This window comes from Caulobacter sp. P4_E5 (assembly GCF_056401555.1).
In genome coordinates this window covers 1-12,715 of record NZ_JBFUJD010000113.1, presented here as the reverse complement: position 1 = coordinate 12,715, position 12,715 = coordinate 1, and the positions used below count along the sequence as shown (strand labels likewise).

General features: G+C 67.6%; 8 protein-coding genes and 1 pseudogene. 2 read left to right on the top strand and 7 right to left on the bottom strand.

The window, feature by feature from the left end:
* The 6 genes and pseudogenes from AC1DSO_RS23075 to AC1DSO_RS23050 form a co-directional block, all read right to left on the bottom strand.
* Window positions 1-371: response regulator (locus tag AC1DSO_RS23075; protein WP_477071039.1), on the bottom strand; the 371-nt coding region annotated here is incomplete at its 3' end.
* Between the two features lie 5 nt (window positions 372-376).
* The gene (locus AC1DSO_RS23070; RefSeq protein WP_477071038.1) at window positions 377-6,208 is read right to left on the bottom strand and encodes a HAMP domain-containing protein; all 5,832 of its coding nucleotides are present in this window, start codon (window positions 6,206-6,208) and stop codon (window positions 377-379) included.
* A gap of 139 nt (window positions 6,209-6,347) precedes the next feature.
* Window positions 6,348-7,955: a serine hydrolase gene (locus AC1DSO_RS23065; protein WP_477071040.1), complete on the bottom strand. Its 1,608-nt coding sequence runs from the start codon at window positions 7,953-7,955 to the stop codon at window positions 6,348-6,350.
* A gap of 87 nt (window positions 7,956-8,042) precedes the next feature.
* Window positions 8,043-8,131, bottom strand: a pseudogene (locus tag AC1DSO_RS23060) (hypothetical protein); the annotation flags it as partial.
* 46 nt (window positions 8,132-8,177) lie between these two features.
* The gene (locus tag AC1DSO_RS23055; RefSeq protein WP_477071037.1) at window positions 8,178-8,438 is read right to left on the bottom strand and encodes a hypothetical protein; all 261 of its coding nucleotides are present in this window, start codon (window positions 8,436-8,438) and stop codon (window positions 8,178-8,180) included.
* A 72-nt stretch (window positions 8,439-8,510) separates the two neighbouring features.
* On the bottom strand, window positions 8,511-10,205 hold the full coding sequence (locus AC1DSO_RS23050) for an acyl-CoA dehydrogenase family protein (RefSeq protein WP_477071036.1): 1,695 nt from the start codon (window positions 10,203-10,205) through the stop codon (window positions 8,511-8,513).
* A gap of 122 nt (window positions 10,206-10,327) precedes the next feature.
* Between AC1DSO_RS23050 and AC1DSO_RS23045 the strand changes: the two genes are divergently transcribed.
* Together AC1DSO_RS23045 and AC1DSO_RS23040 are read left to right on the top strand one after the other, a co-directional pair.
* Window positions 10,328-10,969, top strand: coding sequence for a glutathione S-transferase family protein (locus tag AC1DSO_RS23045; protein WP_477071035.1), 642 nt, complete (start codon window positions 10,328-10,330; stop codon window positions 10,967-10,969).
* 318 nt (window positions 10,970-11,287) lie between these two features.
* Window positions 11,288-11,851 (top strand): SH3 domain-containing protein, encoded by a 564-nt coding sequence (locus AC1DSO_RS23040; RefSeq protein WP_477071034.1) that lies wholly within the window; start codon window positions 11,288-11,290, stop codon window positions 11,849-11,851.
* Between the two features lie 97 nt (window positions 11,852-11,948).
* On the opposite strand, the gene AC1DSO_RS23035 is transcribed toward AC1DSO_RS23040, so the two are convergent.
* A complete protein-coding gene (locus AC1DSO_RS23035; RefSeq protein ID WP_477071033.1) occupies window positions 11,949-12,458 on the bottom strand; it encodes a CPBP family glutamic-type intramembrane protease in 510 nt (169 codons plus the stop codon).
* Window positions 12,459-12,715: the final 257 nt, after the last annotated feature.

The following is a 12,715-nucleotide window of genomic DNA, read 5'->3' as shown; positions in this document are numbered from 1 at the left end:
GGCTTGAACACCACGTCGACGGCGCCGGCCGAATAGGCCTTGAAGATGTGGCCCTCGTCGCGGAACACGGCGGTCAGGAAGACGATCGGCACGTCGCGCGTGCGGCGGCGCTCGCGGATCAGGGCGGCCGTCTCGTACCCGTCCATGTCGGGCATGTGCAGGTCCAGCAGGATGACCGCGAAGTCGTCGGTCAGCAGCCGGCGCAGCGCCTCGGGGCCCGAGCGGGCGACGACCAGCTCCTGGCCCAGCGACTCCAGCGCCTGGCTGGCGGCGAAGGCGTTGCGCTCGTCGTCGTCGACGATCAGCACCTTGGCCCGAGGTCGATGGATCGGGACAGGCTCGGGCGGGAACTGGACCGCGGGTGTCGACATGGTCGTCACTGGGCCACGCTGGACAGGTTGATGATATTGTCGCCGGCCAGGCGGCGGGCGTCGGCGCGCTGCACCGAGACCCGCAGCACCGAGATCAGCTGGTCCAGGTCGACGGGCTTGGACACATAGTCCGAGGCGCCGGCCTGGATGCACTTCTGCCGGTCGCCCTTCATGGCCTTGGCGGTGACGGCCACCACCGGTAGGTCGGCGAAGCGGCCGCGCGCGCGGATCTCACGCATGGTCTCGTAGCCGTCCATGTCGGGCATCATGATGTCGACCAGGACCATGTCGACCGACGGCAGACTGTCCAGCAGCTCCAGCCCCGCGCGGCCGCTCTCGGCGTAGCGCAGCTCGATGCCGTACTCCTCAAGGGCGCTTGCCAGCGAGAAGATGTTGCGGATGTCGTCGTCGATGACTACCGCCGTCCGTCCCATCAGCACCGTGTCGGCGTGGCGGGTTCGGGTCAGCATGGCGCGGGCCGTGTCGGGCAGGCGCTCGAACGGGGCGTGCTGGACCAGGGCGACGTGGTCGATCAGCTGCTCGCCGGTGCGGGCCAGCCGCGCCGCGCCGGTGAAGACGGCCAGGCGCAGGCGGCGTTCGTCCTCGGCGTCCAGGTCGCCCGGCGCGTAGAGCACCGTCGAACCCGACACCGCACCGTGCTGACGCAGCAGGTCCAGCGTGTGGCCGACCGTTCCGCTCCGAACCGCCACGACCAGGCAGCCCTGCTCGCCGGTGAAGGCCTCTGCGGGCAGGGCGTTGAGGCCGGTCTCGGTCCGCGCGGCGCCGAACACCGAGGTCAGCAACTCGGCGGTCTCGGGATCGCCGCCGACCAGGATCGGCGTGCGCTCGGGCTGGTCGGCCAGCCGGCGGACGCGGTCCAGGGTGGAGACCACCGCCTCCTGCTCGACCGGCTTGCTGGTGAAGCCCAGGGCGCCCATCGACAGGGACAGGCCGCCGCGGTCGTCGGCCGAGATCACCTGCACCGGGATGTGCCGGGTCTCGGGCGTGCGCTTGAGCAGGTCCAGCAGGGCCAGGCCGTCCATGTCGGGCAGGCCGACGTCCAGCAGGATGGCCTCCGGCGCGAAGCGGCGGGCCAGGGACGGGACGCTGGAGCCTTCGGCCGTGACCACGCCCTTGAAGCCGCTGTCGCGGGCCAGGGCCAGCAGGATCGAGGCGAAGCGCGGATCATCCTCGACGATCAGCACGGTGGCGTCGTTGGGCGAGATCGACTCGCGGTCGTCCACCACCGTCTCGGCCGGCTCGTACGACGGGGCGTCGGCGGTCGAGAAGGTGAAGGTCGCCGAGCTGCTGGGCGCGCGCGGCGCGGGCATGGTCGGCTGCTGCTGGGCGGTCGGACTGAAGTTCAGCGGCAGATAGAGGGTGAAGGTGCTGCCGACACCGGGCGTCGAGACCACCTTCAGCTCGCCGCCCAGCAGGCGGGTGATCTCGCGGCTGATCGACAGGCCCAGGCCCGTGCCGCCGTACTTGCGGCTGGTGGTGCCGTCGGCCTGCTGGAAGGCCTCGAAGATGATCCGCTGCTTGTCCTCGGGGATGCCGATGCCGGTGTCCTCGACCTCGAAGGCCAGCACCTGGCCGGCCTTGTTCAGGTGGTCGTTGCCCAGCGCCCAGCCGGACTCGGCGCGGCGCACGGCCAGCTTGACCGAACCTTGCTGCGTGAACTTGAAGGCGTTCGACAGCAGGTTCTTGATCACCTGCTGCAGGCGCTTGTCGTCGGTGTACATGGCTGGCGGCAGGGCCGGATCGATCTCGATCAGGAAGTCCAGCTTCTTGTCCTGGGCCAGCTGGGCGAAGGTGCGCTGGGTCTGGTCACGCAGGGCCGCGAACGGCATCTGCCCGATGTCCAGGGTGACCGTGCCGCTCTCGATCTTGGACAGGTCGAGGATGTCGTTGATCAGGCCCAACAGGTCGGCGCCGGCGCTGTGGATGTTGCGGGCGAACTCGACCTGCTTGTCGCTCAGATTGCCTTGCGCGTTCTCGCTGAGCATCTTGGAGAGGATCAGCAGGCTGTTCAGCGGCGTGCGCAGTTCGTGGCTCATATTGGCCAGGAACTCGGACTTGTACTTCGAGGTCAGGGCCAGCTGCTCGGCCTTTTCCTCCAGCGCCGCCTTGGCCTGTTCGACCTCGGTGTTCTTGGCTTCCACCTGCTTGTTCTGGGCCGACAGCAGCATCGCCTTGTCTTCCAGCTCGGCGTTGGTCTGCTGCAGTTCCTCCTGCTTGGAGCGCAGCAGCTCTTCCGACTGGCGGAGCGAGGCGGCCTGCAGTTCCAGGCGGTCGTTGGTCTTCTTCAGCTCGCCCTGCTGGGCCTGGAGTTCGGCGGTCAGCAGCTGCGACTGCTCGAGCAGGCCTTCGGTCCGCATGTTGGCGGCGATGGTCGACAGCACGATGCCGATCGATTCCATCAGCTGGTCCAGGAAGGCCTGCTGGGTCTCGTTGAACTCGCCGAAGCTGGCCAGCTCGATCACCGCCTTCAGCTCGCCTTCGAACAGGGCGGGCAGGACGATGATGCTGCGCGGGGCGCTCTCGCCCAGGCCCGAGCTGACCTTGACGTAGTCCTTGGGGACGTTGGTCAGCAGGATGCGCTCCTTCTCGGCCGCGCACTGGCCGATCAGGCCTTCGCGCAGGCGCAGCTGGGCGGCCGGCGGCTTGCGGCGGTTGCCGGCGTAGCTGGCCGCCAGGGTCAGCATGGCCTTGCCGCTCTCGTCGGTGTCGGAGACGTAGAACACCCCGTGCTGGGCGTTGATCAGCGGGGCCAGCTCGGACAGGACGAGGTTGGACACCGTCGACAGGTCGCGCTCGCCCTGCAGCATGCGGCTGAACCGGGCCAGGTTGGTCTTCAGCCAGTCCTGCTCGGTGTTCTTCAGAGTCTGATCCTTCAGATTGCGGATCATCTCGTTGATGTTGTCCTTCAGGGCCGCGACTTCGCCCGAGGCCTCGACGGTGATCGAGCGGGTCAGGTCGCCCTTGGTCACGGCCGTCGACACCTCGGCGATGGCGCGGACCTGGGTGGTCAGGTTGGCGGCCAGTTCGTTGACGTTGTCGGTCAGGTCGCGCCACAGGCCGGCGGCCCCAGGCACCCGCGCCTGGCCGCCCAGCTTGCCTTCCGAACCCACCTCGCGGGCCACGTTGGTCACCTGGTCGGCGAAGGTAGCCAGGGTCTCGATCATGCCGTTGATGGTGTCGGCCAGCGAGGCGATCTCGCCCTTGGCGTCCAGGGTCAGCTTGCGCTTCAGATTGCCCTGGGCGACGGCGGTGACGACGTCGGCGATGTTGCGCACCTGGCCGGTCAGGTTGGCGGCCATCATGTTGACGTTGTCGGTCAGGTCCTTCCAGGTGCCGGCCACGCCGGGCACCTGGGCCTGGCCGCCCAGCTTGCCTTCGGTGCCGACTTCCCGCGCCACCCGGGTCACTTCCGAGGCGAAGCCGTTCAGCTGATCGACCATGACGTTGATGGTCGACTTCAGCTCCAGGATCTCGCCCTTCACGTCGACGGTGATCTTCTTGGAAAGGTCGCCCTTGGCGACGGCGGTGGTCACGTCGGCGATGTTGCGGACCTGGCCGGTCAGGTTGGCGGCCATGAAGTTGACGTTGTCGGTCAGGTCCTTCCAGGTGCCGGCGACGCCCTTGACCTGGGCCTGGCCGCCCAGCTTGCCTTCGGTGCCGACTTCCCGCGCCACCCGCGTCACTTCCGAGCTGAACGAGTTCAGCTGATCGACCATGACGTTGATGGTGTTCTTCAGCTCGAGGATCTCGCCCTTCACGTCGACGGTGATTTTCTTGGACAGATCGCCCATGGCCACGGCGGTGGTCACCTCGGCGATGTTACGGACCTGGCCCGTCAGATTGCCGGCCATCAGGTTGACGTTGTCGGTCAGCTCTTTCCAGGTGCCGCCGACCCCCTTCACCTGCGCCTGGCCGCCCAGCTTGCCTTCGGTGCCGACTTCGCGCGCCACGCGGGTCACTTCCGAGGCGAAGGCGTTCAGCTGGTCCACCATGGTGTTGATGGTGTTCTTCAGCTCGAGGATCTCGCCCTTCACGTCGACGGTGATCTTCTTGCTGAGGTCGCCGTTGGCCACGGCGGTGGTGACGTCGGCGATGTTCCGCACTTGGCCGGTCAGGTTGGCGGCCATGAAGTTGACGTTGTCGGTCAGGTCCTTCCAGGCCCCGGTCACGCCCTTGACCTGGGCCTGACCGCCCAGCTTGCCCTCGGTGCCGACTTCCCGCGCCACGCGGGTCACTTCCGACGAGAACGAGTTCAGCTGGTCCACCATGACGTTGATGGTGTTCTTCAGCTCGAGGATCTCGCCCTTCACGTCGACGGTGATCTTCTTGGACAAGTCGCCGGTGGCGACGGCGGTGGTCACCTCGGCGATGTTGCGGACCTGGCCGGTCAGGTTGCCGGCCATCAGGTTGACGTTGTCGGTCAGCTCCTTCCAGGTGCCGCCGACCCCGGTGACGTTGGCCTGGCCGCCCAGCTTGCCTTCGGTGCCGACCTCGCGCGCCACGCGGGTCACTTCCGAGGCGAAGGCGTTGAGCTGGTCGACCATGATGTTGATGGTCGACTTCAGCTCGAGGATCTCGCCCTTCACGTCGACGGTGATCTTCTTGGACAAGTCGCCCATGGCCACGGCGGTGGTCACCTCGGCGATGTTCCGCACCTGACCCGTCAGGTTGGCGGCCATGAAGTTGACGTTGTCGGTCAGGTCCTTCCAGGCCCCGGTGACGCCCTCGACTCGCGCCTGGCCGCCCAGCTTGCCCTCGGTGCCGACTTCCCGCGCCACCCGCGTCACTTCCGAGGCGAAGGCGTTCAGCTGGTCCACCATGACGTTGATGGTGTCCTTCAGCTCCAGGATCTCGCCGCGCACGTCGACGGTGATCTTCTTGGACAAGTCGCCGCGGGCCACGGCGGTGGTGACTTCGGCGATGTTGCGCACCTGGCCGGTCAGGTTGCCGGCCATCAGGTTGACGTTGTCGGTCAGCTCCTTCCACGTGCCGGCCACGCCCTTGACGTTGGCCTGGCCGCCCAGCTTGCCTTCCGTACCCACCTCGCGGGCCACGCGGGTGACTTCCGAGGCGAAGCTGTTGAGCTGGTCCACCATGGTGTTGATGGTGTTCTTCAGCTCCAGCACCTCGCCCTTCACGTCGACGGTGATCTTGCGCGAAAGGTCGCCGTTGGCGACGGCGGTGGTCACCTCGGCGATGTTCCGCACCTGACCGGTCAGGTTGGCGGCCATCAGGTTGACGTTGTCGGTGAGGTCCTTCCAGGCGCCGGTCACGCCCTTGACCTGGGCCTGGCCGCCCAGCTTGCCCTCGGTGCCGACTTCGCGGGCCACGCGGGTGACTTCCGAGCTGAACGAGTTCAGCTGGTCCACCATGGTGTTGACGACCTTGCCCATGCGCAGGAACTCGCCGCGCAGGGGGCGGTCCTCGTTCGCCAGGTCCATGGTCTGGGAGAGGTCGCCGTTGGCCACGGCGCCGATCACCCGGGCCATTTCGGCGGTCGGGTGGACCATGTCGGTGATCAGGCTGTTGACGGCCTCGACGCTGTCGGCCCAGGCCCCCACCGCGCCGGGCAGCTGGGCCCGCTGGTTGATCTTGCCCTGCCGGCCGACCACGTCGCGCAGCCGCTCGAATTCCTTGGAGAGCCGGTCGTTCAGGTCGACCGCGTCGTTGAACGCCTCGGCCAGCTCGCCGTCGAGGCCGCTCAGATCCGTGGGCAGGCGAACCGAGAAGTCGCCGCGCCGGAACGCCCGCAGCGCCGCCAGCAATTGATGCCCGTCGAGCTCGCGGCCCGAGGCCCGTTCCAGAACGCCTTGCATGCCCAGCTTCCCCCAACTGCGCCCCTCGGGGCGACATCAGGATGGGGCCGAGCTCAGCAGCCCTCACCCAGACAGACCCACCCCAAACTGTTTTCTGAACGCGACTGTTGAATGCGGGTTCCCGGATTTTCGGTGCGGTCTAGCTTTCCTTGATCAGGCGCAGATCCTGATAGTCGAAACTGAAGTCGGCCAGCGGCGAAACGGCCTTGACCAGGGTCGACACCACCTTGCCGTCCTTCAGGTCGAACGTGAAGAAGGCGTCCTCCTGGGTGCGGTCGTCGAAGGTGGTCTTGAAGGTCTCGCCGTCGAACGGGTCGAGCTTGCCGCGCAGGGCGGGGGTCTTGTCGAACGAGACGTGCAGCGACTGCGTCTTGCCTTTTCCGACGACCGTGATCGTCACCGTCCCGTACCAGGGGTCGCGATAGACGCCGGCATAGGCGGCCAGCGGCAGGCTGGGCTTGGCGCCGCTGCTGGGGGTGGTCGACTTGGCGGCGTCCTTGATCGTGTTGGCGTCGGCCTCGGCCTGGACCCGCTTGCTGGAGGCGATCCAGTCGAAGTCGCTGCGCCCCTRCAGTCGGTCGGGCCCGCCGTAGCGCAGGGAGCGCAGCACCGGCGTCTCCTCGGCGTTGGTCATCACCATGATCCCGGACCGGCGGCCCGGCAGCAGGCCGGTGTACGAGATGAAGCCGGCCAGGCCGCCGGTGTGCCACAGCAGCCTTTCGCCCCGATGATCCTGAACGAACCAGCCCAGGGCGTAGGCCTGGATCGAGGGGCGGACCGGATTCTCGTCGGTCGGACCCTCGGTCGAGGTGGTGATGGTCTGGGGCTTCCACATCTCGCGGGCCGTGGGCTCGCTCCACAGGCGGCGGGCGTCGGGCAGCATGCCCAGGGCCAGCTGCACCTGCATCCACTTGGCGATGTCCTTGGGCGTGGAATTGACCCCGCCGGCCGGACCGGCCGCGTCGAAGCTGGCGTCGAACGGCAGGACGGTCTGCGGGCCGAGGCCGCGCACCGGCGGACCCAGGCGGGCATGCGGCTCGGCGCGGCGGGCGCGGTCGACCAGGGCGGGGCTGGAGACGGTGCTGGTCATGCCAAGGGGATCGAAGATCCGGGCCTTGATCACCGTTTCCCACTTCTGGCCGGTCACCGCCTCGATCAGCGCCCCGGCGGCGACGTAGAGCACGTTGTCATAGGCGTAGCCGCCGCGGAACTGGCCGCCGATCGGCAGGTATTTCAGACCCGCGACGATCTCGGCCCGGGTGTGGGTCGGGGCCGGCCAGATCATCAGGTCGCCGGCCCCCAGGGTCAGGCCGCTGCGGTGGACCAGCAGGTCGCGGACGGTCATTAGCTTGGTGACGACCGGGTCGCTCATCTGGAACGACGGCAGGTATTTGGTGACCGGCGCGTCCCACTCGACCTTGCCCTCCTCGACCAGCATGGCGATCAGGGCCGCGGTCATGGCCTTGGTGTTCGAGGCGATGCCGAAGACGGTGTTCTCGTCGCAGCGGTCCTGGGTCCCGAGTTTCTTGACGCCGTAGCCCTTGGCCAGGGTGACCTTGCCGTTCTCGACGACCGTGATCCCCAGGCCCGGCTGGTCGGGGAAGGCGGCCATGACCGCCTGCGCGTACTGGTCGACGGCCGCCCCGACCGCGCCGGTCTCTTGGGCGAAGGCTTTATTCCCGAACGCCGCCAGGCCGGTTGTCGCGAAAGCCGAGAGGAGGGCGGCGCGGCGGGTCGTGGCGAGCATGGAAGCGTCCTTGTTGGGAGCTCGCACGCTATGCTGATGCTTGGTATGCGGACAAGGCCGCAAATATCGCCCCTCTCTCGTAGAGAGAGGAGGGGCCCGTCGCGAAGCGATGGGAGGATGAGGAGTTACGAGGTTGACGGCGTGCCGGCGCTCCGTCAGCCGCCGTAACCCCTCACCCCAACCCTCTCCCTATGGGAGAGGGCGCGCTTTTGGGGGCGGCAATCAACCGGCTAGCCACGCGATCAAAGCTCCGATGATTGTGAGCGGGCAGCCCCAAAAATAAAGCCGCCTTGCCCACGTCTTTGCCCAGCGAGATTTCGTCCGATGAGCTTGCTCCTCGTCGGTTGTTCCGTCCCAGGTCGCCTTGTCGCCTGGGTAGGACTCGCCGCCGATATCCGCGAGAAAGGACGAGCCCATGGCCATGAAGGCTCCGACGCAGGTAGTCAGAAAACCCAAACCCTTCGCGAAAGCCTCTTCTGTCATGTTGCCCTCCGCATCGAGGGAACCATGGCACGTAGGTAGGATGTCACGAAGGTGGTCTCAGAGTTGACGCCCTCAGTTCCCCTCGTCCAGCAACCGTCTCGCGATCACCTGGGCCTGGATCTCGCCGGCCCCCTCGAAGATGTTGAGGATCCGGGCGTCGGCCAGCAGGCGGCTGGCCACGTATTCCATGGCGAAGCCGTTGCCGCCGTGGATCTGCAAGGCGTTGTCGGCCGCCGCCCAGGCGACGCGGGCGGCGATCAGCTTGGCCATGCCGGCCTCGAGGTCGCAGCGCTTGCCCTCGTCCTTCTGGCGGGCGGCGTAGTAGGTCAGCTGGCGCACGCCCATGATCTCGGCGGCCATCATCGCCAGCTTGTTGGCCACGCGCGGGAATTCGAAGATCGCCTGGCCGAACTGCTGACGGTCCAGGGCGTAGGCCAGGCCGGTCTCCAGCGCCGCCTGGGCCACGCCGACGGCGCGGGCGGCGGTCTGGATGCGGGCGCTCTCGAACGTCGCCATCAGCTGCTTGAAGCCCTGGCCCGGCACGCCGCCCAGCAGGTTTTCGGCTGGCACGGTGAAGCCGTCGAAGGCCAGCTCGTACTCCTTCATGCCGCGATAGCCGATCACCCCGATCTCGCCGCCGCCCATGCCCTGCGCCGGGAAGTCGTTCCCCTCCACGCCGCGCGGCTTGGGGGCCAGCAGCATCGACAGGCCGCGATAGTCGGTGGTGGCCGGCTCGGTGCGGACCAGCAAGGTCATGACGTCGGCGCGGGCGGCGTGGGTGATCCAGGTCTTGTTCCCGGTCACCACATACTGGTCGCCATCGAGCACGGCGCGGGTGCGCAAGGACCCGAGGTCGCTGCCGGTGTTCGGCTCGGTGAAGACGGCGGTCGGTAGAATCTCGGCGCTGGCGATGCGGGGCAGCCAGTATTCCTTCTGGGCCTCGGTGCCGCCGGTCAGGATCAGCTCGCCGGCGATCTCCGAGCGGGTGGCGAGGGATCCGACGCCGATCCAGGCCCGCGACAGCTCCTCGGAGACCACGCACATGGCGGTCTTGCCCATGCCGGAGCCGCCATATTCCTCCGGGATGGTCAGGCCGAACACGCCCAGCGCGCCCAGCTCCTCGACCAGTTCGATCGGGATCAGCTGGTCCTTCAGGTGCCACTCGTGGGCGAAGGGGGTGACCTTCTCCTCAGCGAAGGCGTGGAACTGGTCGCGGACCATCTCGAACGTCTCGTCGAGGCCGGTGTGCTCCAGGGTCGGCCGGCCGCGCGCCTCGGCCAGGCGCTGGGCGATGCGGGTCTTCACGGCTTGCGTGCCGCCCTCGACCATCAGCTTCATGATGCCGTTCGAGAACAGGCGGTTCATCACCGCCCGGTCCTCGATCAGGTGCGCCGGGCGGACGATCTCGCCCTGGTTCATCGGCACGCCGCCGATCAGCTGGGCGGCGTATTCGGAGAACAGCAGCTGGGCCAGCAGGGCCTCGATCTCGCCGAACCGGCCCTCGGCCTGCAGTCGCTCGGCCCAGCCGGCGACCTGGTTCATCAGCTCGGCATAGGCCGCGTACCAGCCATAGCCGTGGACGCGGTGCTGGTGGAGGTCGGCCAGCTTGCGATCGACCTTGCCGTTCGCGCCGGCGATATGGGCCAGCACCTGCGGCTTGGCCTCGGCCACGAACAGGCTCGCGGAGTCCGCCGCCTCGCGCAGCAGGCCGGTCAGGCCCGGCAGGATGAGAGTCTCGGTCGTGTCCTGGCTGACCGTGTCGGTCATGGCTTGCTCCCCATTCGCAAGTGGCGCTTTGAGCCAAACAGTTGTTTTCTTTCACCGTGGCTCATTTCGCACCTGCGAGCAATGTCGCAGCGCAGCATAAATTCAAAAATCAGGGAAGAAACATGCTCACGGTCCATCACCTCAATGAGTCGCGCTCGCAGCGGATCCTATGGCTGCTGGAGGAGCTGGGCCTGCCCTACGAGATCGTCTTCCACACCCGCGACCCGAAGACCCGCCTGGCCCCGCCGTCGCTGACGGCGATCCATCCGCTGGGCAAGTCGCCGGTGATCGTGGCCAAACAAGCAAATGGGGGCGACCTGACCGTCATCGAGTCCGGCGCGATCATCGACTACGTGATCCGCCGCCATGGCGAGGGTCGCCTGGCCCCCGGTCCGGCCAGCGCCGACTTCGACCGCTATCAGCAATGGCTGCACTATGCCGAGGGCTCGGCCATGCTGCCGTTGATGCTCAACATGTATGTCGGCCGTCTGGGCGAGGCCGGCGCGCCGCTGCACCCGCGCATCCAGAGCGAGATCGGCAACCACCTGTCATTCGTCAACGATCACCTGGCCGGCCGGGAGGTCTTCGTCGGCGAGACCCTGACCGGGGCCGACATCCAGATGAGCTTCGTGCCCGAGGTCGCCCGGGCCATGGGCAAGCTGGCCGACTATCCGCACATGGCCGCCTGGATCGAGCGCATGCACGCGCGCCCGGCGTGGAAGACGGCGCTGGAAAAGAGCGGGCCTTACGCGCTGGGGGCGTGAAGTCTTCCTTCTCCCCCTGCGGGAGAAGGTGGCCGCCGAAGGCGGTCGGATGAGGGGTCGATAGTCCTGTCCGCCTGGCGCCCGGCATCGGCCGCTAATCGCGGCGGATCTGTCCTTCAACCCCTCACCCGACCCGCTGCGCGGGCCACCCTCTCCCGCAAGGGGAGAGGGAGCAGGGAGGCCTCCCCCCAACTTTCTTCAACATGAACGAACTCTGTCAGTCGGGTCGTCGACACCGTTCAGCTTGGCCCTGGCATGTTGCGTCTCACGAGGTCGAGACGGCCTCGGACACATTCACTGGGACGAAGGATTACGACCATGACCATGACCATCAGCACCAAGATCAAGACCATCACCCTGACCCTGGGCGCGGCCGCCTCGGCCCTGACCCTGGTCGCCGCGCCGCAAGCCAGCGCCGGCGTCGTCGGCTGCAAGGCCTCGGGCTCCAAGCAGGAAGTCGGCGCGGTTCTGGGCGGCCTGCTGGGCGCCGTCGCCGGCAACAAGATCGCCGGCAAGGGCGACCGGGGTACGGGCACCGCCATCGGCGCCGTGGTCGGCGCGGGCGCCGGTTCGGCGGTCGGCTGCGGCATGCAGAAGAGCGACGCGGCCAAGGAAGTCGGCGGCATCTACAAGTCGGGCGGCTATCGCTACGCCCAGACCGTCCAGGCCGCGCCGCTGGTCAAGATCGAGAAGAAGTACGTCGCCCGCTCGACCCTGAACCTGCGCGCCGCCGCCTCGACCCGGGGCGAACGTCTGGGCGCCGTGGAGTCGGGCACGACCTTCCAGGCCCTGGGCCGCACCGGTGACGGCAAGTGGATCCTGGTTGGCCAGGACGGCGTCGGCGTCGGCTACGTCTCCAGCGCCTACGTCTACCGCGCCTAAGCGGAGTTAAGGCTTTCGGAGCGCGTCCGCTCCGTCCCTCTGGCCGCGCTTCGACAAGAGAGCCCGTTCGGTCACCCCCTGACCGGACGGGCTTTTTCTATGGCGAGAGGGCGCTGATCCCGCCCAGCCAGGTCTGCCAGATCACCACCAGGGCCCAGTGCAGGATCACCGCCGGCCAGAGCGAGCCGGTCCGGCGCTTCATCACCGCGCAGCCCAGGCCCAGCACCGCGCAGCACAGCAGGAAGTCGGGCCGCAGGAACACGCCGGCCGCCGATTTCAGGAAGGTCAGCGCCTCGACCACGTGCCAGAGCGTGTAGAGGACAGTGGAGACGGCGACCTCCAGCCGGGGGCGCTGGGTCTCTTCGGGACCGGGCGTCAGCAGGCCCCGGAACGGGATCTCCTCGCCCAGGGCCGGGATGAAGAACACCACCAGCATCCGCAGGGGCAGGCCGGGCTCGGCGGGCTGGAGCGTGTAGAAGCCGGTGGTGAAGCCGATCGCGGCCATCAGCGCCAGGGTGGCCACCGAGACGATCGCACAGAAGACCCAGCCGCGCGCGGAGGGCAGGGTGCGGAGGCTGGCGGCGAGTCTTCGGGTGTAGGTTTCCAAGCCAAGCCTACCGCGAAAATCCCTCTCTCATGGAGAGAGGGAGGGGCCCGCCGCGAAGCGGTGGGAGGGTGAGAGGGTACACTCTCTCAGAACATGGCTCAGGCGACGAGCCTTGGCCGCCGCGTCGAACAAGGGCTTCGAAACTGAACACTCGCTGCCGTCCGAAAAGATCGAGATTCTTTCGGCCAGCGGTGAAACCTCTCACCCTCCCACCGCCCGTGGCGGCGGGCCCCTCCCTCTCTCTATGAGAGAGGGAT